General features: G+C 69.9%; 23 protein-coding genes. 20 read left to right on the top strand and 3 right to left on the bottom strand.

Annotated elements, in window-relative coordinates; genetic code table 11:
* The first annotated feature begins 1 nt into the window (after position 1).
* The 5 genes from J4O73_RS01100 (at position 2) to J4O73_RS01080 (ending at position 8068) form a co-directional block, all read left to right on the top strand.
* On the top strand, positions 2-1600 hold the full coding sequence (locus tag J4O73_RS01100; protein ID WP_426214076.1) for an efflux transporter outer membrane subunit: 1599 nt from the start codon (positions 2-4) through the stop codon (positions 1598-1600).
* 87 nt (positions 1601-1687) lie between these two features.
* On the top strand, positions 1688-2926 hold the full coding sequence (locus J4O73_RS01095; protein WP_426214075.1) for a metallophosphoesterase family protein: 1239 nt from the start codon (positions 1688-1690) through the stop codon (positions 2924-2926).
* A 2-nt stretch (positions 2927-2928) separates the two neighbouring features.
* Positions 2929-6411: an AAA family ATPase gene (locus tag J4O73_RS01090; RefSeq protein WP_426214074.1), complete on the top strand. Its 3483-nt coding sequence runs from the start codon at positions 2929-2931 to the stop codon at positions 6409-6411.
* A gap of 311 nt (positions 6412-6722) precedes the next feature.
* A complete protein-coding gene (locus J4O73_RS01085) occupies positions 6723-7409 on the top strand; it encodes a class I SAM-dependent methyltransferase (RefSeq protein WP_426214073.1) in 687 nt (228 codons plus the stop codon).
* Between the two features lie 47 nt (positions 7410-7456).
* Positions 7457-8068 carry a hypothetical protein gene (locus tag J4O73_RS01080; protein WP_426214072.1) on the top strand — a complete coding sequence of 204 codons (612 nt, stop codon included), beginning with the start codon at positions 7457-7459 and terminating at the stop codon, positions 8066-8068.
* A 227-nt stretch (positions 8069-8295) separates the two neighbouring features.
* Here the strand turns inward: J4O73_RS01080 and J4O73_RS01075 are convergent, their stop codons facing one another.
* Positions 8296-9957: an aminotransferase class III-fold pyridoxal phosphate-dependent enzyme gene (locus J4O73_RS01075; RefSeq protein WP_426214071.1), complete on the bottom strand. Its 1662-nt coding sequence runs from the start codon at positions 9955-9957 to the stop codon at positions 8296-8298.
* Between the two features lie 36 nt (positions 9958-9993).
* Between J4O73_RS01075 and asd the strand changes: the two genes are divergently transcribed.
* The 6 genes from asd to phnE (J4O73_RS01045) all read left to right on the top strand — a co-directional run bounded on the left by asd (position 9994) and on the right by phnE (J4O73_RS01045) (position 15617).
* Positions 9994-10869, top strand: coding sequence for an archaetidylserine decarboxylase (gene asd / locus J4O73_RS01070; RefSeq protein WP_426214845.1), 876 nt, complete (start codon positions 9994-9996; stop codon positions 10867-10869).
* A gap of 125 nt (positions 10870-10994) precedes the next feature.
* A complete protein-coding gene (locus J4O73_RS01065; RefSeq protein ID WP_426214070.1) occupies positions 10995-11681 on the top strand; it encodes a DUF1045 domain-containing protein in 687 nt (228 codons plus the stop codon).
* Positions 11682-11876: 195 nt separating this feature from the next.
* Positions 11877-12701, top strand: coding sequence for a phosphonate ABC transporter ATP-binding protein (phnC, locus tag J4O73_RS01060; RefSeq protein WP_426214069.1), 825 nt, complete (start codon positions 11877-11879; stop codon positions 12699-12701).
* Between the two features lie 75 nt (positions 12702-12776).
* A complete protein-coding gene (gene phnD / locus J4O73_RS01055; RefSeq protein WP_426214068.1) occupies positions 12777-13709 on the top strand; it encodes a phosphonate ABC transporter substrate-binding protein in 933 nt (310 codons plus the stop codon).
* Between the two features lie 160 nt (positions 13710-13869).
* Positions 13870-14751 carry a phosphonate ABC transporter, permease protein PhnE gene (phnE, locus tag J4O73_RS01050; RefSeq protein ID WP_426214067.1) on the top strand — a complete coding sequence of 294 codons (882 nt, stop codon included), beginning with the start codon at positions 13870-13872 and terminating at the stop codon, positions 14749-14751.
* Positions 14748-15617, top strand: coding sequence for a phosphonate ABC transporter, permease protein PhnE (phnE, locus tag J4O73_RS01045; protein ID WP_426214066.1), 870 nt, complete (start codon positions 14748-14750; stop codon positions 15615-15617). Before phnE (J4O73_RS01050) ends, phnE (J4O73_RS01045) begins: the two co-directional genes overlap by 4 nt.
* A gap of 17 nt (positions 15618-15634) precedes the next feature.
* On the opposite strand, the gene phnF is transcribed toward phnE (J4O73_RS01045), so the two are convergent.
* Positions 15635-16402 (bottom strand): phosphonate metabolism transcriptional regulator PhnF, encoded by a 768-nt coding sequence (gene phnF / locus J4O73_RS01040; RefSeq protein WP_426214065.1) that lies wholly within the window; start codon positions 16400-16402, stop codon positions 15635-15637.
* Between the two features lie 63 nt (positions 16403-16465).
* Between phnF and phnG the strand changes: the two genes are divergently transcribed.
* The 9 genes from phnG to J4O73_RS00995 all read left to right on the top strand — a co-directional run bounded on the left by phnG (position 16466) and on the right by J4O73_RS00995 (position 22944).
* Entirely contained in the window at positions 16466-16918 is a 453-nt protein-coding gene (phnG, locus tag J4O73_RS01035; protein WP_426214064.1) for a phosphonate C-P lyase system protein PhnG, read from the top strand.
* Position 16919: 1 nt separating this feature from the next.
* Positions 16920-17504, top strand: coding sequence for a phosphonate C-P lyase system protein PhnH (gene phnH, locus J4O73_RS01030; protein WP_426214063.1), 585 nt, complete (start codon positions 16920-16922; stop codon positions 17502-17504).
* A 4-nt stretch (positions 17505-17508) separates the two neighbouring features.
* Positions 17509-18597 (top strand): carbon-phosphorus lyase complex subunit PhnI, encoded by a 1089-nt coding sequence (locus J4O73_RS01025; protein WP_426214062.1) that lies wholly within the window; start codon positions 17509-17511, stop codon positions 18595-18597.
* Positions 18594-19430: an alpha-D-ribose 1-methylphosphonate 5-phosphate C-P-lyase PhnJ gene (locus J4O73_RS01020; protein WP_426214061.1), complete on the top strand. Its 837-nt coding sequence runs from the start codon at positions 18594-18596 to the stop codon at positions 19428-19430. The genes J4O73_RS01025 and J4O73_RS01020 overlap by 4 nt, the downstream gene beginning before the upstream one ends.
* Complete coding sequence (gene phnK / locus J4O73_RS01015) at positions 19427-20197, top strand: phosphonate C-P lyase system protein PhnK (RefSeq protein ID WP_426214060.1); 771 nt, start codon at positions 19427-19429, stop codon at positions 20195-20197. Before J4O73_RS01020 ends, phnK begins: the two co-directional genes overlap by 4 nt.
* Positions 20194-20898, top strand: coding sequence for a phosphonate C-P lyase system protein PhnL (phnL, locus tag J4O73_RS01010; RefSeq protein ID WP_426214059.1), 705 nt, complete (start codon positions 20194-20196; stop codon positions 20896-20898). The genes phnK and phnL overlap by 4 nt, the downstream gene beginning before the upstream one ends.
* Positions 20899-20974: 76 nt before the next feature.
* Entirely contained in the window at positions 20975-22111 is a 1137-nt protein-coding gene (locus tag J4O73_RS01005) for an alpha-D-ribose 1-methylphosphonate 5-triphosphate diphosphatase (RefSeq protein WP_426214058.1), read from the top strand.
* The gene (phnN, locus tag J4O73_RS01000) at positions 22111-22647 is read left to right on the top strand and encodes a phosphonate metabolism protein/1,5-bisphosphokinase (PRPP-forming) PhnN (protein WP_426214057.1); all 537 of its coding nucleotides are present in this window, start codon (positions 22111-22113) and stop codon (positions 22645-22647) included. Before J4O73_RS01005 ends, phnN begins: the two co-directional genes overlap by 1 nt.
* A 60-nt stretch (positions 22648-22707) precedes the next feature.
* Positions 22708-22944: a hypothetical protein gene (locus J4O73_RS00995; RefSeq protein WP_426214056.1), complete on the top strand. Its 237-nt coding sequence runs from the start codon at positions 22708-22710 to the stop codon at positions 22942-22944.
* Between the two features lie 20 nt (positions 22945-22964).
* On the opposite strand, the gene J4O73_RS00990 is transcribed toward J4O73_RS00995, so the two are convergent.
* On the bottom strand, positions 22965-24455 hold the full coding sequence (locus J4O73_RS00990; RefSeq protein ID WP_426214055.1) for a carboxypeptidase M32: 1491 nt from the start codon (positions 24453-24455) through the stop codon (positions 22965-22967).
* Positions 24456-24555: the final 100 nt, after the last annotated feature.

Genomic DNA, 24555 nt, shown 5'->3' with positions numbered 1-24555 from the left:
CATGGCGATCCGCTTCCTCGATACCCTTCTCGCGGGCGTCACGGCGCTGGGCCTCGCGGACATCCTCGGCGGCTGCGTCGTCGGCCCGGATTTCGTGCGCCCCGTGCCCTCGGTCGCGGCGTCGGCGACCTATGTCGAGCCTGCGCCGGGGCGGCCGGTCCACACCTCGCTGCCGCTCCTGCGCGGCACGACGGAGGCCCCGCCGGACGTGGAATGGTGGCGCGCCTTTCGCGATCCCGTCCTGAATGGGCTCGAAGCGCGGATCGCCGCCGAGAACCTCGACGTGCAGACGGCGGGCGCCCGGCTGCTCCAGAGCCGTGCGCAACTCGGCACCAGCGCGGCAGCCGCCCTACCGACGCTCTCCGGTACGGGCTCGGCCTATCGCCAGCAATTCAGCAAGAACGGCACGATCGGCCTGCTCTCGGGCTCTCTCGGCGGCCTGACGGGCGGAACCGACCCGACGGCTCCGCTCACCAACGGCTTCGAAAGCTACACGCTCGGTTTCGATGCCTCCTGGGAGCTCGACCTGTGGGGCCGGGTGCGGCGCTCGGTGGAATCCGCCCAGGCGCAGGCCGAAGCCTCGGCCGAGCGGCGCCGGGCCGCCCTGGTCTCGGCGCAGGGAGAATTAGCCCGCGACTATATCCAGTTGCGCGGCACACAGGATCTGATCCGCATCTATCAGTCCTACGTGCGGGTGAACCAGCAGATCCTCGACGTGGTCCGCATCCGCCAGCAGAAGGGCCTCGTCACCGGGCTGGACGTCGCGAGCGCCGCCTCGCAAGTGGAGTCGATTCAGGCGCAGATCCCCCAACTACAGCAGCAGGAGATCCAGCAGATCAATGCGATCTCGCTGCTGCTCGGCGAGCCGCCGCTGGCCCTCGCGCAGGACCTGACGGGCGGACGTGGCATTCCGCCCGTGCCCCCGAAGGCGCCTGTGGGCATTCCCTCGGATCTCCTGCGGCGCAGGCCGGATATCCGCCAGGCCGAGGCCAGCCTGCACGCGGCCATTGCCGAGATCGGCGAGGCCGAGGCGGAGTTCTTCCCGCGCGTCACGCTCACCGCGAGCCCGACGGTCAACGCCATTGATCCGGCCAAGATCTTCCGCGGCTCGTCGCTGCAATACATGAATATCGGCCCGTCCATCTCGATCCCGCTCTTCGAGGGCGGGCGGCTGCGGTCGAACCTCGTCCTGCGGCAGGCGCAGCAGCAGGAAGCGGCCATCGCCTACCAGAAGGCGGTGCTCCAGGGGTGGCACGAGGTGGTCAACGCTCTGGCTTCGCTTCAGGGCGATGCCGGGCGCCGCGCCCGCCTCGCCCGTCAGGTGGGCGATGCCCGCAGGGGCCTCGACCTCGCCCGGGCGCGCTACACGCAGGGCGTCGAGATCTTCACCACCGTCCTCCAGAACGCGCAGGTGGTGTTGCAGGCCGAGACGAACCTGTCGCAGGCCAATGCCGCGCTCTCGACCGATTTCGTCGCGCTCTCGAAGGCGCTGGGCGGCGGCTGGGAGGGCACCTTCCCGACGCAGCCGACCCCGCCCGGTCCGCCGGACTCGGCGCAGGTGCCGGCGGCCGAGATCATCCCCCGGCCGGTGCTTCCGTAGCCGGGGAAGCGCGGTGGACGACGCGTTCGCTCCCTTGAGCCACGACATCGGAACGTCCTAAGAACATCCGCGCCACACGGGTCCCGGATGCCGAGTTTTCAGTTCCTCCACGCCGCCGACCTCCATCTCGGCAGTCCGCTGACCGGACTCGCTGGACGCGATGCGGACCTCGCGCGGCGGCTCGCGGCGGCCGGGCGGGGGGCGTTCGAGGATCTCGTGACCTTCGCCATCGAGAAGGCGGTCGCCTTCGTCGTGGTGGCGGGCGACATCTACGACGGCGATTGGGCGGATGCCTCGATCGGCCTGTTCTTCGCCCGTCAGGTCGGGCGACTCGACCGGGCCGGCATTCCCATCGTGATGGTGCGCGGCAACCACGATGCCGAAAGCGTCATCACCCGCTCGATCACCCTGCCGCCCTCGGTTCACGTCTTTCCCGCGAACCGCGCAACGACCCACAAGCTCGAACCCTGGAAGGTCGCCCTGCATGGGCGCAGCTTCCCGAACCGGGCGGTGGAAGAGAACATCGCCCTCGGCTACCCCGCGGCGCTGCCGGGCTGGTTCAACCTCGGCGTGCTGCACACCTCCTGCACCGGCAGCACCCAGCACGCGACCTACGCGCCGTGCTCGGTGCAGGATCTCGCTCTACGCGGCTACGATTACTGGGCGCTCGGCCACATCCACGAGTATCAGGAACTGTCGCGCGACCCGTGGATCGTCTTCCCCGGCAACCTCCAGGGCCGGAGCGTGCGCGAATGCGGCCCACGCGGCGCCGTACTCGTCTCGGTCGAGGAGGGGCGGGTGCGTGAGGTCGAGCGGCTGGTCTTCGACCGGGCGCGCTTCGAGCGCCTGTCGGTCGATCTCTCCAGCGTGTCCGAGCCCTCGGCGGTGCATGAGCGGGTCGAGGCGGCGCTCCGGCCGCTCGCATCGGTCGCGGCCTCGCGCCTGATCCTGGTGCGTGTGCACCTGACCGGCGAGAGCGCCGCCCATGACCGTCTCTGCGCCGACCGCGACGACCTCGCCGCCGAGGTGCAGGCCGCCGCTCACCGGGTGCATGAGGAGATCTGGCTGGAGCGCCTGAAGGTCGAGACGCGCCGTCCCCGTGCCGCCATGCCCGCCCTCGCGGCGGGTTTGGACCCCGGTGAACTCATGGCCGAACTGGAGCGCGATCCCGATTTCCGCGAGCGTGCGAAGGGCATCCTTGCGGAGATCGTGCGCAAGATGCCCTCGGGTGTCGCGGAGGAGGCCGGGATCGAGGCCGAGTTCGACGCCCTCTGCGCCGAGGCGCAGGCCCTCGTCCTCGGGCGCCTGTCCGGCCGGACCTGCTGATCATGCGCCTGCTGAACCTGAGCTTCGAGCGCTACGGCGCCTTCACCGACCGCACGCTCACGTTCCGGCCGGATGCGCGGCTGCACGTGGTGCTGGGCGCGAACGAGGCAGGCAAGAGCACGGCGCTGTCTGCCGTGACGGATCTGCTGTTCGGCTTCGGCAAGGCGACGCCCTACGCCTTCCTGCACGACATGCCATCGCTGCGGATCGGCGCCGAGATCGTGGCGGCGGACGGACGGCGCCTCGCCTTCCGGCGCCGCAAGGGCAATGCCCGCACGCTGGTGGACGCGGCCGATGCGGCCCTGCCCGACGACGCGTTGGCGCCCTTCCTCGGCGGTCTCACCCGCCCGGTCTTCTGCCGCGCCTTCGGCCTCGATGCGGAGGCCCTGCGGAAAGGCGGCAAGGAGATGGTCGCCGTCGAGGGCGAAGTCGGCGCTAGCCTGTTCGCGGCGGGGTCCGGCCTGCGCGGTCTCACCGAATTGCAGGCCGAACTCGACGGGCAGGCCGAGACGATCTTCACTCCACGCAAGGCCGGGCACCGCACCTTCTACCAAGCCCTCGACCGCTGGCAGGACTCACGCAAGGCCGAGCGCGAGACCGGCCTCTCCACCGCCGACTGGCGGCAACTGAACGAGGCCATCGACGCGGCCGGGGCCGATCTCGATACGCTTCGTGCCGAGCGGAGCCGCCTTGCCGCCGCCCGCGCCCGGTTGGAGCGGTTGAAGCGCGCCGGGCCGGTCCTCGCCGAGATCGACGCGCTGGAAGCCCGGCTCGCGGAGGATCCCCTCACCGTCGAGGCGGATGGCGCCTGGATCATGCGGCTCGGCGAAGCCCTGGCCGAGTGCCGCGCGGCGGAGGCCGAGGCGACCCGCGCCGCCGCCGCCCTCGCCAGGGCGCGCAGCGAGGTCGAGGCCCTGCCGCAAGTGCCGCCGCTGGCGGAACGGGCCGAGGAGATCCTGGAGGCGTTCCGGGGCATCGGCCGCTACGAGAAGGACGGGGCCGATCTGCCGCGCGTCACCGCCGATACCGACCGGGCGGTGCAGATTCTCGACCGGCTCTGCACCCGCGTCGGTCTCGCGGATCGTGAGGCGCTCGCCGCCAGCCTGCCGACCGATGCCGCCCGCGTGCGGATCGAGCGCCTCCTGCGCGAGGGCCGCGATCTCGACGCCGCCGAGACCCAGGCGGCCCGGCAGGCGGAAGCCGCCCGCGCCGAATGCGAGCGCCTGACCCGCGAGGGCGAGGCGGCGGGCGCCGCCCTCGATCCGGCGCCCTTGCGCGAGATGCTGCGCCCCTTCGCGCGGTTGCGAGAGGTTCTGGCCCGGCGGGACGAGTTCGAGGACGGCCTGCGCACGTCCGTCACCCTACAGCGCAACCGCATCGGGCGCCTGACGCCGCCGGTCGCGGATGCGGCGACCCTCGCCCGCGCGCCGCTTCCCTCGGGCGAGGTCGTCACGACGTATCAGGCGCTCCTCGACGGCAAGGCGCGCGAGCGCGAGCGCGCGTCCGACCGGCACGCCGCCGCCCTGCGCCGGGTGGCCGAGATCCGCGCCCGCCTCGCCGAGCGCGAGGCCGAGCGCCCCGTCGCGACGCAGGAGCGGCTGGATGCCCTGCGCGCTGCCCGCGAGGAGGCCTTCGCGCCCCTGCGCGAGGCTTTGCTCGCGGACCGTACCGCAAATCCGGCCGATCTCGGCGCCTACGAGCGGGCCGTGGCGGCCGCCGACCGCTTGGCCGACGAGCGGGCCGCCGACGCGGCACGAGTCGCGGCGCATGCCGCTGACCTTCACCGGCTCGCGGGCGCGGAAGCCGAGGCTGATGAGGAGGCGAGGGCGCTCGCCGCCATCGACGGCGAACTCGATGAGGGCGAGGCCGCTTGGCGCGCGGAATGGGCCGGAGTGGGCCTCGTTCCCGCGTCACCCGCCGAGATGGTGCGCTGGCTCGCGGAGGCCCAGGTCGCCATCGAGGCCGAGCAGGACATCCTGGAGCAAGGCATCAACCGGGATAGGCTGACGGCGCAGATCGAAGCCGCGCGGGCACCGCTCGCCGCCTTGAGCGAGCGTGTGGGTCTGGAGCCGCTGTCCGGCCTCGAGATCGGCGGCGTGCTCGAACGGATCGAGGCGCGGCTCGCGGCTCTGGCGACCCGCTGGGAGGCGGAGCGCGAGAAGATCGGCCGCCTCGACGCGGCCCGGCAGGCGGCTGACCGCTTCGCCGCTGCCCTGGACGAGGCGCAGACACGCCGCGCCGCATGGCGCGAGGCCTGGGGTCAGGCCCTGTCCGCCCTCGGGCTGTCCTCCGGCGCAGGGCTCGACGAGGCCGAGGGCGCTCTCTCAGCGTGGCGCGAGGTGCCGGATGCCCTGGATCGCCACGCTGAACTCGCCCGCCGGGCGGCAGGCATCGCCCGCGACAGGGAGGCCTTCCGCACCGCCGCCGCCGGGCTCGTCGCAGACCTCGCCCCCGACCTCGCGGAGATGTCGCCCGGTCCCGGCCTGCGGACCCTGCACGGCCGCCTCGAAGCCGCCCAGGCCGAAGCGGTCCGCCGCACCGAGTTGACGCGGTTGCAGGACGCCGCCGGGCATGCCGCGGGCGAGGCGGCCCGTGGGGCCGAGGCGGCGCGGGATCGTCTGTCGTCCCTCGTGGCCGAGCGCCTGTCCGAGGCGGGACCGGATTCCCTCGACGGTATCGCCGCCCTGCACGCCCGCCTCGATGCCCGTGAGCGCCTGCGGGTGGACCTCGCCAAGTTGCGGTCACGCGACCTTGCCGCTGCGGGCGACGGGGTGCCGGAGGCCGACCTACGCGCCGGTCTCGCGGAGACGCCGCCGGAAGCGATCGAGGCGGGTCTCGCCGCCCTCGCGGCCGAGGCCGAGGAGGTCGAGGATCGCAGTCGTGTGGTCTATTCCGACCGGGAACGGGACCTCGCCCGGCGGCTCGAACTCGAAGGTGGCACGGGCGCCGAACTGGCGCTCGCCACCCGCAAGGGCGCCGAGGCCGAGATGCAGGAAGCCGCACGGTCCTGGGCGGTGCTACGCCTTGCCGGGCTGATGCTCGGCGCGGCGGTCGCCAAGCACCGGGCGGGCCAGCAGGATCCTATGATCGCCCGCGCGGGCGACCTGTTCCGCCGCCTCACCGGAGATGCCTTCGCCGGCCTCGCTCAGAGCTATGACGAGGATGACACGCCCCGCCTCGTCGGCCGCCGGGCGTCCGGGGGCGAGCCCGTCGGCATCGAGGCCATGAGCGAGGGCACGCGCGACCAACTCTATCTCGCTTTGCGCCTCGCCCATCTGGAGGATTACGCGGGCCGCGCAGAGCCAGCGCCCTTCGTGGGCGACGACCTGTTCTCGACCTTCGACGATGCGCGCACCGCCCATGGCCTCGAAACCCTGGCCGCAATCGGCGGATCGGTGCAGCCGATCCTGTTCACGCATCATCGCCACGTCGCGGATATCGCCACCGCCCGTCTCGGCGCGGCCGTGGATGTGCTGACGCTGTAGCCCACGGTCCTCTTCGGTCATCGCGAGCGAAGCGATCCAGGGTAGCGCCCTCGCCTGAAGCGTGGTTCTGGTGTGCTTCGCTGCGCTCGCAATAGCTGTGTGGCAGGTTATTTGCCGACTTAGGCGCCTCAATGGCCATATTCGCGCAATGAGCCGGCTAGTAAAAACTTGCAACGACCGGGCCAATAGTGCGGCTGTCGTGCACGGTGTCACAGAACATACAAAAATCACCCATACATCTGCTGTCGGCTTCGCATCGAGGCGGGCGGGCTCGAAGCCTGACGCCACCGCCTGAGAGAAGGTTTCGACACTTGGCCATCGGATTGGACAGCCGGGATCCCTCCCGGCCGGGCGCGCTCGGCGCTGCCTTGAACCGTGACGGCGTGGCGCGGGCCTATGGGCGCTGGGCTCCCGTCTATGATCTGGTCTTCGGGCCGGTCTTCGCGCGGGGCCGCAGCCTCGCGGCCTCGGCGGCTGAGCGCGTTGGCGGGCGGGTGTTGGAGGTCGGCGTCGGGACCGGCCTGTCGCTCCCGGCCTATGCCAAGTCCCGCAGCGTCTTCGGCATCGATATCTCGGCGCCGATGCTGGACAAGGCCCGTGCCCGTGTCGTGCGGCTCGGTCTGCGCAACGTCGAGCGCCTCGCGGTGATGGATGCCGAGCGTCTCGAACTGCCCGACGAATCCTTCGACGTGGTGGTGGCCCAGTATGTCGTGACGGCGGTGCCGAACCCCGAGGCCGCCCTCGACGAATTCGCCCGCGTGCTCCGGCCGGGCGGCGAGATCATCATCACGACCCGGATCGGCGCCGAGCGCGGCCTGCGCCGGATCATCGAGCGCACCTTGATGCCGATCACCAGCCGTCTCGGCTGGCGAACCGAGTTTTCCTACGCCCGCTACACCGACTGGGCCGCCGCCGCGCCCGGCATCGAGGTCGTCGAGCGGCGCGCCCTGCCGCCCCTCGGCCACTTCTCCCTCATCCGCATGCGCAAGACGGCCTGACCGGCCCTCAGCATCCCCACGGCAACGATTGAACGGAGTGACGAGGCATGGCCAGCTTCCGGGAGGCGCTGCGTACCCAGCGCTGGGACGACCACCGCTACTATCACCACAACATGATCAACCAGAGCCTGCATGTCGTCAGCGCGATCTGCTTCCTGGTGGCCTATGTGCTGGCGTTCAAGGACCCGGCCAAGGCCGCCCTGGTCGGCTGGCTGCTGGCGATGACCAGTCGTCAGGCGGGGCATCTGTTCTTCGAGCCGAAGGGCTATGACCACGTCAATCATGCGACCCACGAGCACAAGGAAGAGATCAAAGTCGGCTACAACTTGCAGCGTAAGATCGTGCTGCTCTCGATCTGGGTACTGTCGCCGCTGCCGCTGTATTTCGATCCGGGCTTCTTCGGCCTGCTCAGCCCCGCACAGGATCTGAGCGGTGTCATCCACAATATCGGCTGGATCTGGCTGTGGCTGGCCCTGGCGGGCCTGCTGTTCCGCGTCGGCCAGCTCTGCATCCAGCAGAGCGTGCAGACCGGCGTCGTGTGGGCGACGAAGATCCTCACCGACCCGTTCCACGACATCAAGCTCTACCATAAGACGCCCCTGCGCCTGCTCCAGGGCAAGCTGATCGACGAGGAAGAGCAGGCCGAGCACCACGCCTGATCGTTCTTCCACGACGCTTGGCCCCTCTCTCCGCTCGCGGGGGGAGGGGCTTTGCTGTTCTCGCCCTGGAACAGTCACGCCGGAAACACGGCAATGCGCTCGATCCTACCCTCCACCTCATCCTAAGGTGCGGCGAGGCCCGGCAAGCCGGGCGCCTCAGGATGAGGGTGACGCTGGGAAAAGGGGGTCTCGGTCAGGCTTTCAGGATGAGGCCGAGGGAGAGATGCCTATCTCCTTGGCGCCAGCCCCAGCCGCACCCGCGCGGCCTCCTTCAGCACCGAGCGGCGGATCGCCTTGTTCGTGGTCTCGGGGCCGTCCCACCAGCCATCGGCCTTCATCGCCGCGCAGGCGGCGGTGAACCGCTCGGCCACGGTGGCGAATTCCGCCTCCCCATAGGCGAGGCTGAAGATCAGCCGCCCCGTGCCGACCCAGGACAGGTGAAGTCCTGCTGCCCGCAGATAGAATTGGAGCATCCAATTGTAGCGGGCGGGCTTCGTGTAGAGCACGGTCCAAACGGTCGAGAGGTTGGCGACCCGCACCGGTAGGCCCTCGCCTTCGAGGTGGCGATTGAGCGCGTCGGCCCGCCCATCCCAGAGGGTGTCGAGGTCGGCGTAGAGCGCCGTCACCTCCGGTGTCTCCAGCCTGTCGAGGAAGGCGGCCATGGCGCCCATCACCTGCGGATGCGCGTTGAACGTGCCACGGGCGAAGCAGATATCGACCGGCCGGTCCTCGCGGTAGCGGCGCATCAGGTCGGCTCGGCCGCAGAGCACGCCGACCGGCAATCCGCCGCCCAGCGTCTTGCCGTAGGTCACGAGGTCGGCCCTCACGCCGAAATACTCCTGCGCGCCCCCCTTCGCGAGGCGAAAGCCCAGGAAGACCTCATCGAGGATCAACACGATGCCCCGCTGCGTACAGACCTCGCGGAGCTTGGCGAGCCATTCGGTATAGGCGGCGCGGTCGAAATGAGCATTCCGGGCGCTGTCGACGAGCGATGAATCGGACGGCGCGCCCGCATTCGGATGGAGCGCCTGGAGCGGATTCACGAGGATGCAGGCGATGTCCTTGCGGGTGGCGAGCACGTGCAGCGTCCGCTCGGACATGTCGGCGAGAGTCAGCGTGTCGTTGGCCGCGACGGGGTTGCCGATGCCCGGCTGCACATCGCCCCACCAGCCGTGATAGGCGCCGCAGAAGCGGATGATCCGCCGCTTGCCGGTGTGGTAGCGGGCGAGCCGCACCGCCTGCATCACCGCCTCGGTGCCGGACATGTGGAACGACACCTCGTCGAGGCCGGAGATCGCCTTCAGCCGGGCGACGTTGTGCGCCACCACCGGATGGAGCGGTCCGAGCACCGGCCCCAGGGCCGCGACGCGGGCGGCACCGTCCTCCAGGCAGGCGCGGTAGAAATCGACCCCGAACAGGTTCACGCCGTAGGACCCGGCGAGGTCGTAGAACGCGTTGCCGTCGAGATCGGTGATCGTCACCCCGTCTGAGGCCGCCATGAAGGCGCCCGCGCCGAGGTTGCGGCGCACGGGCTCCGCGAATTGGAACGGTACCCGGTAGAGACCGGTGAATTGAAGGTCCGACAGGCCGGAGCGCACGCCCTCCGTTTCCGCCCGGCTCTTCCCGTATCGCGTGCGGAACAGGTCCGACAGCCGGGCGAAGGCGGCTTCGCGCGCCTGCGCCACCGTCTCCGGCGGATCGTCGGCACGGAAGAACTGTCGCGAATCGTAGGCATAGGCGGGGATCTGACGGGCGATTCGCCGGGCCATCCGGGCATGGCCGGTCAGCGACGGGTGCTTCGCCCGTGAGAGCTGCAGGCGCCGCACGGCGGGCGGCAGGGCGAGGGCGACCGCCGCGGCGGCCGACAGGGAAGTGAGAATCGGATCCATCACGGATCGCGGCTAACGGGAACGGTTCACGGGATGATGACGCTTCGCGAAGGTCTCGGCCGCATCAGCGCGCAGGAGGACCTGAACTTCCTCCTCACCAACCGGCTGCCCCGCCGCCTTGCCACGCAGGTGATGGGCAAGGTGAGCCGGATCGAGCAGCCCCTGGTGCGGGATGCCTCGATCGGCTTGTGGCGGCTGTTCTGCGATGTCGATCTGTCCGATGCGAAGGAGACCCGCTTCAGGAGCCTGCACGATGCCTTCATCCGCGAACTCCGCCCCGGCGCCCGGCGGATCGACCCGGACCCCTCCGTGCTGGTCAGCCCCTCGGACGCGATCCTCGGGGCGAACGGCATTGTCGCCGCCGGGCAGGTGCTGCAGGTGAAGGGGAGCGCCTACCGCCTCGCCGACCTCGTGCAGGACGAGGCTCTGGCGCGCTCCCACGAGGGCTGCGCCTACGCGACGCTTCGCCTGACGGCGGGGATGTACCACCGCTTCCACGCACCGGCCGATTTGCGGGTCGACTCGGTGCGTCATCTCTGGGGCGATACGTGGAACGTGAACCCCATTGCCCTGAAGCGGGTCGAGGCCCTGTTCTGCCGCAACGAGCGCGCGGTCATTCGGATCCGGTTGCCCGACGGGGCGGCGATGACGCTGGTGCCGGTGGCCGCGATCCTCGTCGCCGGGCTGAAGCTCGGCTTTCTGCCCGAGGGCGGCAATCTGCGCACCACGGGCGGGCGGGTACTCCCCTGCGCCGCCGCCCTCGCGCGGGGCGAGGAGATGGGCTGGTTCGAGCACGGCTCGACCATCGTCGTGCTCGCGCCCCCCGGTTACACCCTCGATCCGGCCCTGAGCGAGGGCGCGCGGCTGCGCATGGGGCAGGCGCTGCTGCGGGCGCCGATCCGATCACATTGACCTCACCGTCCTTGCGAGCGAAGCGAAGCAATCCAGGGCAGCGCGACAGTCGGACAACGGCCCACCGCCCCTGGATTGCTTCACTGCGCTCGCAAGGACGGCGCTCGTAACTGCCCGGGAGCGACATGAGCGAACCCCGCTACGCGATCTATGCCTTGCCGGAGGCAGGATCAGCCTTGGAACACTTCGGCCGGTCGGTTCTCGGAATCGACAACGTCACCGCGGAGGCCGTCGCTCATCCGGCCGACCTGCCTGATCTCGCGGGCGTGACGGTCGCGCCCCGCGTCTACGGCTTCCACGCGACCTTGAAGGCGCCAATGCGACTCGTGCCCGGCTGCACCGAGGCTCATCTTTTGGAGCACGTGCAGCGCCTCGCCGCCGCGCATCCGCCCGTAGCGGTGGGAGAACTCGCCGTCGCGGCGCTCGGCCGCTTCCTGGCGCTGGTGCCGGTGGCGGCGCCTGCCGCCCTCGCCCTGCTAGCGGCGGAATGCGTCGCGGCCCTCGATCCCCTTCGGGCGCCCCTCACGGAGGCCGAGATCGCCAAGCGGAAGCCCGAGCGGCTGAGCCCCCGCGCCCGCGCGCTCCTCGACAGGTGGGGCTACCCCCATGTCTTCGAGGAGTTCCGCTTTCACATGACCCTCACCGACGCCCTACCGCCGGAGGCACAGGCCGATTGGAAGGCCCGCCTGACGGAGGCGTACCTGAAGAGTGGCGCGGGGCCGCTCACAATCCGGTCTCTCGGCATCCTGCGCCAGGACGGGGCGGCGCCGTTCCGCCTGCTGGCGCGCATCCCCTTCGGATGGAGCGAGTGATCGCGTCCGGCTCGGGATGATGATTCCCAAGCGCGATGAGAGGTCTTCAGCCAGGAGTCTGAGAGAGAAGATCGACGTCATCGCTGCGCAAAGCCGCCAAGACGACGGTGTCCCGCAATAATACTTCGCCGGCAATCGTCATCTAATCGTCGTGCAAGATGTGTCTACGGAACTACACAAGTTGTGGGTTCCCGAATGCTCGTCATCGACCATCTGACGCGCCACTATGGTGACCGTCGCGCTCTGGACGGCGTGTCCCTGCGCATCGAGCCGGGGAGCTTCGTCGGAGTGATCGGCCGGTCTGGTGCGGGCAAGTCGACGCTGCTGCGTCTCATCAACCGGCTCGCCGAGCCGAGTTCCGGCCGCATCCTGCACGGCGGGACGAATGTCACCGCCCTGAGCGGGCGTCAGTTGCGGGACTGGCGCGCGCGCTGCGCCATGATCTTCCAGCAATTCAATCTCGTCGGTCGTCTCGACGTGATGACGAATGTGCTGATGGGCCGCCTCAGCCATGTGCCGAGCCACCGCTCGCTCCTGCGGATGTGGTCCGAGGAGGATAAGGCCATGGCGCTGGCCTCCCTCGACGGGTTCGATATGGGCCAGTTCGCAGGCGTGCGGGCCGACCAGTTGTCCGGCGGCCAGCAGCAGCGCGTCGCCATCGCCCGCGCCCTGGTGCAGGAGCCCGAGATCATCCTCGCGGACGAGCCGGTCGCCTCCCTCGATCCGCGCAACACGCGCCTCGTGATGGACGCGCTGTCCGATGTGAACAAGCGCTACGGAATCACCGTGGTGTGCAACCTCCACTCGCTCGATCTCGCCCGCGCCTATTGCGACCGGCTCATCGGTCTCGTCGCCGGGCGGGTCGTGTTCGACGGGCGCGGCTTCGACCTCACCGAGGATGTGGCCCGCCGCCTCTATGGCCTGGAGGCGGGCGAGGTTCTGGACGACGAGGCGCCCATGCCGCCTCCGAACATGACGATTCCGGCGCGCCCGGCCCATCACGCGGCCCTCGGCGCCTGACAGACCGGACCTGAGGAAACGCCCGACTCTCGACCGGCAAGTGCCGGAACGATGACCTGCGAACGGAGACGATCGATGATCACGAGACGGACCCTGGCCGGCGCCGCCCTGGCGCTCGGGCTCTTCGGTGGCGTGGCCCATGCGGACGACGCCTGGAAGGCGCAGTATCTGGAGCTGACCCTGGCCGTGATCCCGGCCGAGAACGCCTCCGGCACGACGGATCGCTATGCGCCGCTCACCGAATACTTGACCAAGTCCCTCGGCGTGCCGGTCAAGCTACGCGTCGCCAACGATTACGCGGCGGTGATCGAGGGCCAGCGCGCGGGCAACATCCAGATCGCCTTCTACGGCCCGGCCTCCTTCGCCCGCGCCGTGCTGACGGGGGTGAAGATCGATCCGATCGTCAACCAGAAGCATGAGACCGGCGTGTCGGGCTATTACTCGGTCATCTATGTGAAGGCCGACAGCCCGTACAAGACGATCGAGGATCTGAAGGGCAAGAACCTCGCCCTGGTCGATCCGAATTCCACCTCCGGCAACCAAGCGCCGCGCTTCTTCCTGAAGCGGGCGGGTTACGAGGTCGACAAGTTCTTCGGCAAGACGGTCTTCGCGGGCAGCCACGAGAATGCAGTGCTCGCGCTGACGCAAGGCACGGCCGACGCGGCGGCGAACCTGTGGAACTCCGAGACCGACACCATGGTCACCCGCATGGCGGCCAAGGGTCTTCTGAAGAACGCTGACGGCACCCCGATGAAGCAATCGGATTTCCGTGTGGTCTTCAAGTCGGACTTCCTGCCCGAAGGCCCCTTCGCGATGCTGGACAGCCTGCCCGCCGACCTGAAGGCGAAGCTCCGTACCGCCTTCGAAGAGCTGCCCACCAAGGACAAGGCTGCCTTCGACCGTCTTTCCGACGGGAAGGACAAGGGCCTGACTCCCGTGACCATGAAGGATTACCAGCCGATCATCGACATGCTGAAGTTCAACGACGAGCAGCGCCGCAAGTCGTAGCGCCCAAGGGACCCCATCCAAACCCGTCATTGCGAGCAACGCGAAGCCATCCAGGGATCCGCCTCGTCTTAAGACGTCCCGCCCCTCTGGATTGCTTCGCTGCGCTCGCAATGACGGTCGGACACTTTTCCGCTTCTTCTCACCAAACGGCGAGCGACCGTTGCCGCGTCTGACGCTCCTTCCGCCTGAACGGGCCGCCGAACTTGTCGGACGTTACGCCGCCGCGCGGGCGGGCGCCCGGCGGCGGCTCCTCGTGGGCCTCGTCGTCCTGGCGGCGCTCGTTGTCCTCGCCTCTTACGCGGCCGAAGTGCGCCCGCTGGTGCTCGCCGGGAATATCGACAAGTTCACCGCCTACATCGCTCAGATCGTACCGGTGCTGCGCCCCGCCCAGCTCGGGGGCGATCTTGCCGAATGGTATTGGGGCCTGCCGAAATGGCTCTCGCTCCTCGGCGAAACCCTCCTGATGGCCTATCTCGGCACGCTGCTCGGGGCCCTCGGCGGCTTCGTCCTGTGCTTCGTCGCCGCCGGAAACCTCATCCGCAGCCCCGCCCTGCGCTTTGGGGCCAAGCGCTTCCTCGAAATCTGCCGCACCGTGCCGGAGATCGTCTTCGCGCTGATCTTCGTCATTGCCTTCGGCCTCGGGCCGATGGTCGGCGTGCTGGCGCTTGCCATCCACACGACGGGCGCGCTCGGCAAGCTGTTCTCCGAGGTGGTCGAGAATATCGACATGAAGCCCGTCGAGGGGCTCACCGGCACGGGGGCGACCTGGGTCGAGACCGTGCGCTTCGCGGTGCTGCCACAGGTCCTGTCGAACTTTGCCTCCTATGCGCTGCTGCGCTTCGAGATCAACGTGCGCGGCGCCGGCGTGATGGGCTTCGTCGGCGCGGGCGGGATCGGGCAGGAATTGCTGATCGCGATCCGCAACTTCTACTACTCTGATGTCAGCGCGATCCTGCTGATGATCGTACTCACCGTCTTCGCCATCGATCTCGGCACCGAGAAGCTGCGGCATCACCTGATCGGTCACGAGGAGCGGCGATGAGCGCGCGCGAACCGCATTCCCTCCGTAGGACGGCGCTCGCGGAACTCGCGGTCCTGCGCGCCCGCCACCCGGACCAGTTCCGCACCGACATCGCGGGCCGTCTGCGGGTGCTGGCGCTGCTCTCGGGCCTCCTCGGCTCGGCCGCCTATGGGATGTGGGCGCTCGATTTTTCGCTGGCGCGGATCTTCGGCGGGCTCGGGCGGCTCGCGGGCTTCGCCCTGGAGATGCTGCCTCCGAGCGCGGGCGGGCGGTTCACCCTGTTCCTCCATGCCCTCGCCGAGACGTTGGGCATCGCCTTCCTCGGGACGCTCACGGCTGCCCTGATCGCGTTTCCAATCGCCTTCCTCGCCGCGCGCAACGTCGTGCCGAACCCCTTCGCGCGCTTCGCCGTCCGCCGGGGGCTCGATGTCATGCTCTCCGTCGATGTGCTGATCTGGGCGCTCATCTGGATCAACGTGGTCGGGCTCGGCCCCTTCTCCGGGGCGCTCGCCATCGCGTGCTCGGATATCGGCGCGCTCGGCAAGCTGTTCTCCGAGGCGATCGAGACCTGCGACCGCAAGCCCGCCGAGGGCGTCGTCGCCTCGGGGGGCTCGTCGTTCCACCGCATCCGGTTCGGGCTCATTCCAGGCGTGCTGCCGGTGTTGGCGAGCCAGGTGCTGTACTTCTTCGAATCGAACACCCGCTCCGCGACGATCATCGGCATCGTCGGGGCGGGCGGCATCGGGCAGTACCTCACCGAGTTGATCCGCGTACTGGAACTCCAGCAGGTCGCCTTCCTCGTGTTGATGATCCTCGTGACCGTCTCGGCCATCGATTGGATCTCGGGGCGATTGCGCCGGGCGATCATCGGCGGCCCGGCGCATTGAGGCGCCGGGTCCTCCCGTCAAGGGCTCACCACCAGTTCCACCCGGTCGGCGGCGAAGGCCGAGCGGTTGGCCTGGATCGGAATGCCCGCCGCATCGATGTTGACGCTCGACACCACGATGACCACGCGCCCCGGCGTCAGGTCGAGACGGGCGGCCTCGGCCGGGTGGGCCGGACGGGCGCGGATCCGCGTCGAGAGGCGGGTATAATCGGGCACGCCGCAGGCCGAGAGCGCCCGCGTGATCGAGCCGGACACCGCGTAGGCCTCCGCGAAGCCGGAAAAGCGCGGCAGCGGCAGCCACGTCCGTGCGGTGGACAGCGGCACCCCATCCGCACGGTGGACGGTGACGAGTTCGATCAGCGGCGCGCCCTCGCTCACCTCGAGCATCGCCGCGCCTTCCGCGTCGGCCGTCACCTCGGTCTGCGCGACCAGTTCGCCCCAGGGCTCGCGACCGGCCCCCGTCACGATCTCGGAGAAGCGCGTGCGCCGTCCGATCGGATAGGCGAGGGGAGCCGCCTCCACGAAGGTGCCCCGTCCCTGGCTCGCGCGGATCAGGCCACGCTCGGCGAGCGTCGCCAGCGCCCGGCGCACCGTGTGCCGGTTCACGCCGAAGCGCGTCGCCAAAGTCGCCTCGGTCGGCAACTGCGTTCCCTGCGCGAGTTTGCCCGCCGCGATCTCCGCTTCCAGCGCATCTGCGATCTGCCGCCACGCGGCCAGACCTGCCCCACGGCTCAACGCCTCGACCGTCTCGCTCACCCGCCACCCGTCCCTCTTCAGCGGCGTCATACAAACTTCATTTGCGCGGCTCGCGCCAGTTGTCTAAACATATAGACAAGATCGGAGGCCGCGATGCCGGTGACGAATCGGGACACGCACACGGACGCGCGCAGGGCCATCATGACCCTGTGCGCCGCCGCGACGACGGACGAATTAAGCCGCGCCCTGACCGGCCTCGGCGCTCCGGAGGCCGAGGACCTGCGTGCGCCGGAGATCGGCTTGGTCATGGCGACGGGCCGGATTGGCGGCGACGGGCGTCCGTTCAACCTCGGCGAGGTCAGCGTCACCCGCGCCGCCGTGCGGCTCACCGACGGCCGGACCGGCTTCGCCTACCACCTCGGCCGCGACCGTCGCCGCGCCCGGCAGGCCGCGATCCTTGATGCTCTCTGGCAAGGCGACCGGCTCGGCGTCGAGGCGGCCTTGGCCCCCGTCGCCCGGCGACAGGCGCAGGAGGCGGTCGCCGAGGCGCGGCGCACCGCTGCGACGCAGGTCGATTTCCTGACGCTCGCCCGCGGGGAGGATTGAGATGCTGCGTCCCGGCTTCACCGATCCCGTCCACGAGGCTCAAGGGATCTTCCGTGCGGTGCTCGATGCCCTGGCCCGGCCGGGGACCATCCAGTCCGTGGCGGCAGGGCTCAACCCGCCCGCGCCGTTGACGCCCGAACTCGCGGCGGTCGCCCTCGCGCTCACCGACGGGGACACGCCGGTCTGGCTCGATCCGGCGCTGGCCGCTGCGCCGGATGTCGCCGCCTATCTACGCTTCCATACCGGGGCGCCCCTGACGGACGATCCCGCGCGGGCGGCCTTCGCCCTGGTGAGGGACACCGCCCGCTGCCCGCCTCTCGCCGAGTTCGCGCAAGGAGTGCCCGCCTATCCCGACACCTCGACCACGTTGGTTCTGGCCTTCGAGGCGATCGAGGCCGGGCTGGGCCTTCGCCTCGCCGGGCCGGGCATCCGCGGCACGGCCGATCTCGCCGTCTCGCCGTTGCCGCCCCGCTGGCCGCAAGACCTGCGGGCGAACCATGACGGCTTCCCCCTCGGGGTCGATCTGATCCTCACCGCGCCCGGCCGCCTCGCCGGGCTGCCGCGCTCGACCGCCCTGGAGGCTTGAGCCGATGTACGTGGCCGTGAAAGGCGGCGAGGCCGCCATCGACAATGCTCACCGGCTCCTCGCGGAGGTGCGCCGGGGCGATCCGGCCGTGCCGGAACTCACCGTCGCGCAGATTCGCGAGCAGATGGCCCTGCTGGTGGACCGGGTAATGGCCGAGGGGTCGCTCAACGATCCCGATCTGGCGGCCCTGGCGCTCAAGCAGGCGCGGGGCGACGTCGTGGAAGCGGTGTTCCTCGTTCGGGCCTTCCGCACGACGCTCCCGCGCTTCGGTGCCTCCGAGCCCCTCGAGACCGGGGCCATGACGTTGCGGCGGCGCATCTCCGCGACCTTCAAGGATCTGCCCGGCGGACAGGTGCTCGGGCCGACCTTCGACTACACTCACCGCCTCATGGATTTCGCCCTGGCGGACGAGACGGAGGCCGAGCCCGCCGCCGAGGCCGAGCCGCGTGAAGATGCCGCCGCGACGCCCCGCGTCACCGATCTCCTCGGTCGCGACGGGCTGATCGAGCCCTCGCCGCAGGAAGACGGTACGCCGCTGCCCGACATCACCCGCGAGCCGGTCGATTATCCCTGCGACCGGGCGGCGAGGCTCCAGGCGCTCGCGCGGGGCGACGAGGGCTTCATCCTGGCGCTCGGTTACTCGACCCAGCGCGGCTACGGCCGCACCCATCCCTTCGTGGGCGAGGTCCGGGTCGGCACCGTCGCGGTCGAGTTCGTGCCGGAGGAACTGGGCTTTCCCGTGCCGCTCGGCACCGTGCAGGTCACGGAGTGCCAGATGGTCAACCAGTTCAAGGGCTCGCGAGAGGCGCCGCCGCAATTCACCCGTGGCTATGGGCTGGTCTTCGGTCAGAGCGAGCGCAAGGCCATGGCCATGGCCCTGGTGGATCGTGCCCTGAGGGCGGGCGAACTCGGCGAGCCGCTGGCGAGCCCGGCGCAGGACCAGGAATTCGTCCTCGCCCATTGCGACAGCCTGCAGGCAACGGGCTTCGTGGAGCACCTGAAGCTGCCCCACTACGTCGATTTCCAGGCCGAGCTGGAACTGGTCCGGCGGATGCGCGCCGAGTTCGAGGCTGGGCGGGAGGCTGCGGAATGAGCGACGCCTACAACTTCGCCTATCTGGACGAGGGCACCAAGCGGATGATCCGCCGGGCGCTGCTCAAGGCGGTGGCCGTGCCGGGCTATCAGGTTCCGTTCGCCTCCCGCGAGATGCCGATGCCCTATGGCTGGGGCACGGGTGGCGTGCAGGTGACGGCGGCGATCCTCGGCCGGTCGGACGTGCTCAAGGTCATCGACCAGGGCGCCGACGACACGACCAACGCCGTCTCCATCCGCCGCTTCTTCGCCAAGACCGCCGGGATCGTCACCACGACCCGAACGGGCGAGGCCACAATCATCCAGACCCGCCACCGCATCCCGGAGACGCCGCTCACCGAGGGCCAGACGCTGGTCTATCAGGTGCCGATCCCAGAGCCCCTGCGCTTCCTCGAACCGCGGGAGACCGAGACGCGCCAGATGCACGCGCTCGCCGAGTACGGGCTGATGCATGTGAAGCTCTACGAGGATATCAGCCGCCACGGCCATATCGCCACGACCTATGCCTACCCGGTGGAGGTCGCGGGCCGCTACGTGATGGACCCGTCGCCGACGCCGAAGTTCGACAACCCGAAAATGGACGATTGCCCCGCGCTTCAACTCTTCGGCGCGGGCCGCGAGCGGCGGATCTACGCCGTGCCGCCCTACACGACGGTGCGCAGCCTCGATTTCGAGGACCATCCGTTCCGGGTGCAGCACTTCACCCAACCCTGCGCCCTGTGCGGCGCGAAGGGCCACTACCTCGATGAGGTGGTCACCGACGATGCGGGCGGACGGATGTTCATTTGCTCCGACACCGATGCCTGCGAGATGCGCCGGGAGGATCGACCATGACCCCGCTGCTCTCGGCCCACGGGCTGACTAAGACCTACGGCCCCCGCACGGCCTGCGCGGGTGTCGATATCGACGTCGCCGAGGGCGAGGTGCTGGCGATCGTCGGGGAATCGGGGTCGGGCAAGTCGACCCTGCTCTCGATGCTGGCGGGCGAACTCGCCCCCGATTCCGGCGAGGTGCGCTACCGCGACCGGCAGGGTCGCGTGCGGCCGCTGGCCGAGATCGGCCCGGCGGAACTCAGGGCGCTCGCGCTCACCGATTGGGGCTTCGTCCGTCAGGACGCGGCTCAGGGCCTGCGCATGGCGGTCTCGGCCGGCGGCAATGTCGGCGAGCGGCTGATGGGCCTCGGCGCGCGCCATTACGGAAACATCCGCTCCCAGGCGCTGGACTGGCTCGGCCGGGTCGAGATCGCCGCCGACCGGATCGACGATCCGCCGACGCGCTTCTCCGGGGGCATGCGCCAGCGATTGCAGATCGCCCGCAACCTCGTCACCGCCCCGCGCCTCGTCCTGATGGACGAGCCGACCTCCGGGCTCGACGTCTCGGTGCAGGCGCGCCTCCTCGACCTGATCCGGCGCCTCTCCGGTGAACTCGGGCTCGCGGTCATCATCGTGACCCACGATCTCGCCGTGGCGCGGCTCCTCTCCCACCGCATCGCCGTGATGCGGAGGGGCCAAGTGGTCGAGACCGGCCTGACCGATCAGGTGCTCGACGATCCTGCCGACGCCTACACCCAACTCCTCGTCTCATCGGTGCTCGCCGCATGATCGCCGCCCTCGAATTTCGCGACGTCGCCAAGAGCTTCACCCTGCACCTGCGTGGCGGCACCGTGCTGCCGGTGGTAGCGGGGGCGAGCTTCTCCGTGTCGCCGGGCGAATGTGCCGTCCTCTGGGGGCCTTCCGGCACCGGCAAGTCCTCTCTCCTGCGCATGGCCTACGGCAATTACCGCTGCGATGCGGGCGCGATCCTCGTCCGCGACGGTGAGCGCGTGGTGGACGTGGCGCGTGCGGCCCCCCGCGACGTGCTGGCCCTGCGGGCGCGGACCATGTCCTATGTCTCGCAATTCCTTCGGGTGATTCCCCGTGTCTCGTCCCGCGATGTGGTCGAGGCAGCGGGACGCGAGGGGGGCTTGAGCGAGGATCAGGCGCGGCAGCGCGCGGGCGATCTCCTGGCCCGGCTCAACCTGCCCGAGCGCTTGTGGGGCCTGCCGCCCGCGACCTTCTCCGGTGGCGAGCAGCAGCGCGTGAATATCGCCAAGGGGCTGATCGCCCCGCGCCCGATCCTGCTGCTGGACGAACCCACCGCCTCCCTCGACGCGCAGAACCGCGCCGTGGTGGCGGAACTGGTGGAGGAGCGCCGGAAGGCGGGCGCCGCCATCCTCGGAATCGTCCACGACGCCGCCATGCGCGAGGCGATCGGCGGACGGATCATCGACGTGACGCGCTTCGGCACGGCGCGGGCGGCGTGACGCCATCGACATGACACGCCGTCGTTGCGAGCGCAGCGAAGCAATGACGGGAGGACGGAAAAGGGACGGGAGCCCGATGAAGGATTTCGTGATCGAGAATGCCAGCCTCGTGCTACCCGACAGGGTACAGCAGGGCTGGCTCGCCGTGGTGGACGGACGCATCGCCGAGATCGGCGAGGGGCAGGCACCGGAGCGCGGCCTCGACCTCGGCGGCGATCACCTGATCCCCGGCCTGATCGAGTTGCACACCGACCATCTGGAAAGCCACTACGCGCCGCGGCCGAAGGTGCGCTGGCATCCGCTCGGCGCCGTGCTCGCCTACGATTCGCAGATCGCGGCCTCGGGCATCACGACCGTGTTCGATTCCCTGCGCGCGGGCAGCGACCCGGATGGCAGCGGGCTCGGCTCCGAACTCGATGCGCTCGCCGAGGCCATCGAGACCGCGCGGGCGGGCAATCTGCTCCGGGCGGAACACCGCACCCATCTGCGCTGCGAGTTGCCCTCGGAGGACGTGATCCCCACCGTCGAGGCCTTCGCCGCCCGCTACGCGATCGATCTGATCTCGCTGATGGACCACACGCCGGGGCAGCGGCAATTCCGCGATATCGGCAAGTACGAGACCTACGCCACGCGGGGCGGTCGCTCGATCGATCAGGTCCGCGAGGCGACCGCGTGGAAGATCGCGAAGGGGACCGAACTCAACGCCGTGAACCGCCCGGCCTTGGTGGACCTCGCCCGGTCCAGGGGCATAACCCTCGCGAGCCATGACGACACGACGCTTGCCGATGTCGCTCTCGCCTCGGACGAGGGCGTGGCCCTGGCCGAATTTCCCACCACCCGCGAGGCGGCCGAGGCGGCGCATGGGCGGGGCATTACCGTGATGATGGGCGCGCCGAACCTGCTGCGCGGCGGCTCCCATTCCGGCAACGTCGCGGCGCAGGATCTGGCAGAGGCCGGGCTGCTCGACATCCTCTCCTCGGATTACGTGCCCGCGAGCCTCGCCATGGCGGCCTTCATGATCCCAGAGCGGGTGCCCGGCATCGGCCTGCCCGCCGCCATCGCCACGGTGACCTCGAACCCCGCCCGCGCCACCGGCCTCACCGACCGTGGGGCGTTGCGGCCGGGCCTGCGCGCCGATCTCGCACGCGTGCGCCTCGCCTCCGGCGTTCCGGTGATGCGCGAGGTCTGGCGCGCTGGGATCCGGGTCGTCTGATGAGCTTCGTCCTCGTCGTCGGCCCGAGCGGAGCGGGCAAGGACACGCTGATCCGCATGGCGCGGGACAGCCTCGCCGGGGAGGCCGGCATCGTCTTCGCGCAGCGCCTCGTCACCCGGCCGCCCTCGGCGGACGAGGACAACGCGCCGATCGACGCCGACGCCTTCGCCCGCGCCGAGGCGGAAGGGCGCTTTGCCCTGTCCTGGCGGGCGCACGGGCTCGGCTATGCCGTGCCGAAGCGGCTCGGCCGCCTCGCTCGTAGCGGGCATGTGGTGGTGTGCAACGTCTCCCGCCGCATCGTCTGCGAGGCCCGCTCGCGCTTCGCCGGGACGCAGGTCGTGGAGATCACCGCCCCGCCGGAGGTTCTGGCGCAGCGTCTCGCCGCGCGAGCCAGGGCAGAGGACGGAAACCTCGCCGCCCGCCTCGCCCGGCGGGGGAGCGTGGTGCCCGATTTGACCATCGACAATTCAGGCGCGCCCGAGGCCGGGGCCGCGACATTCATCGACTACTTACTCCGACAGGGATCAAGCAGATAAAGCGGAACCGTAAGGCGTTACTTCCCGTTTCAGGGCACCTGTGAGTGCAAGGAGCCCACGATGCGCCTTATTGCCCCCGCCGCCGCGATTCTGCTGGCCGGCCTGACCCCGCATTTCGCCGCCGCCCAGACCACCGTGATCGAGCGTGACCGCCCCGACGTGGTGGTCGATCGTCCCGCCGCCGAGAGCAAGACCGTCGTGCGTCGTGACGATGGCGATGGCTGCTCCTCGAAGACCGTGACCAAGACCAACGAGCTCGGCGATCGCAAGACGGTCCACAAGGAGAGCTGCGACTGATCCGGCGGGCGCGCCGGGGCTTACGCCCCCAGATAGCGCGCCTGGAGATGCGACCGGAACGCCGCGGTCCCGAGCGGCGCGCCGGTCGCATCGCTGAGGAGGGCGTCGGTGGAGCGCAGGCTCCCGCGCTCGTGGATGTGGGTCCGCAGCCATGTCCGCAACGGAGCGAAATCTCCCGCCGCCAGACAGCCCGGTAGGGCAGGTTCGGCCGCCTTCGCCGCCTGGAACAATTGCGCTGCCGCCAGCGCCCCGAGGGTGTAGGTCGGGAAGTAGCCGAAGGCGCCGCTCGGCCAGTGGATGTCCTGGAGACAACCGCGACGGTCGTCCGGAACGGTCAGCCCCAGCAACTTCCTCATCCCGTCGTTGAATGCGCCGGGCAGGTCCGCGATGGCGAGATCGCCCGCGATCATCGCCGTCTCCAGCCGGTAACGCAGCAGGATATGAGCCGGATAGGTCGCCTCGTCGGCATCGACCCGGATGAAGCCCGGCTCCACGCGGGTGTAGAGGCGGAACAGGTTCTCCGGCTCCCAGGCGGGGCCTGAACGGCCGAACGCCTCGCGCAGCAGTGGGGCGAGGTAGGCCATGAACTCGCGGCTGCGGCAGGCTTGCATCTCCACAATCAGCGACTGGCTCTCGTGCAGGCTCATGCCCCGCGCCGAGCCCACCGGCTGGTGGCGCCACGCGGCCGGGCGGCCCTGCTCGTAGAGGGCGTGGCCGGTCTCGTGCAGCACGCCCATCAGGGCGCGGGAGAAATCCGTCTCGTCGTAACGGGTCGTGATGCGCACGTCGTCCGTGGCGCCACCGCAGAACGGGTGCAGGCTGATATCGAGCCGCCCGCGCGCCTCATCGAAGCCGAGCGCCCGCATCAGCGTCAGGCCGAGCTGCCGTTGCGTCTCGACTGGGAACGGGCCGTCGAGGGGGAGGGGTTCGCCCGCCGCCTCCTGCCGTGCCCGTGCCTCGGCGATCAGACCGGGGAGCCAGGAAGTGAGGTCCGCAAACAGCGGATCGATGATCGACCGGCGCATGCCGGGATCATAGCCGTCGAGCAGCGCGTCGTAGGGATCGAGGCCGAGCACCGCGCCCTTGGCCTGCCCGATCTCGCGCTCGAGCCGGAGCAATTCGGCGAGGTGGGGAGCCAGCCGCGCGAAATCGGAATCCCGCCGCGCCTCGCGCCAGACCATCTCCGAGCGGGACCGCACCCGCGATTCCGCCTCCACGAGCTCGCGAGGCACGGCCGCCGCATGGATATAGGCCCGGCGCATCTCCGTGAGGTTGGCGGCGGGCCAGCCATCGAGCCCGCCCGCTTCCTCGGCCTGGGCCAGGGTGTCGGCGGTCTCGGGGGCGGTCAGGATCTCGTGGGCGAGCCCGCGCAGGGCCGCCAGCTGTTCGCCGCGCGTCTCAGCGGCGCCCTCGGGCATCAGGGTCTGCGCGTCCCAGCCGAGGATGCCCGCCGCGCCCTCGATGGCCGAGAGGCGGGCGAAACGGGATTCGAGGGAGGAATAGGCGTTCATCGTCGTCTCACTCTTGTCGCCCCGCCGTCGTCATCGCGAGCGCAGCGAAGCGATCCAGAATCGCGGGATGTGTCCGACGAAGGCGCATCCCTGCATTGCT

This window comes from Methylobacterium sp. NFXW15 (assembly GCF_049887755.1).
Taxonomy (GTDB): domain Bacteria; phylum Pseudomonadota; class Alphaproteobacteria; order Rhizobiales; family Beijerinckiaceae; genus Methylobacterium.
The sequence above is the reverse complement of the archived record's forward strand: the minus strand, read 5'-3'. Positions and strand labels throughout refer to the sequence as shown.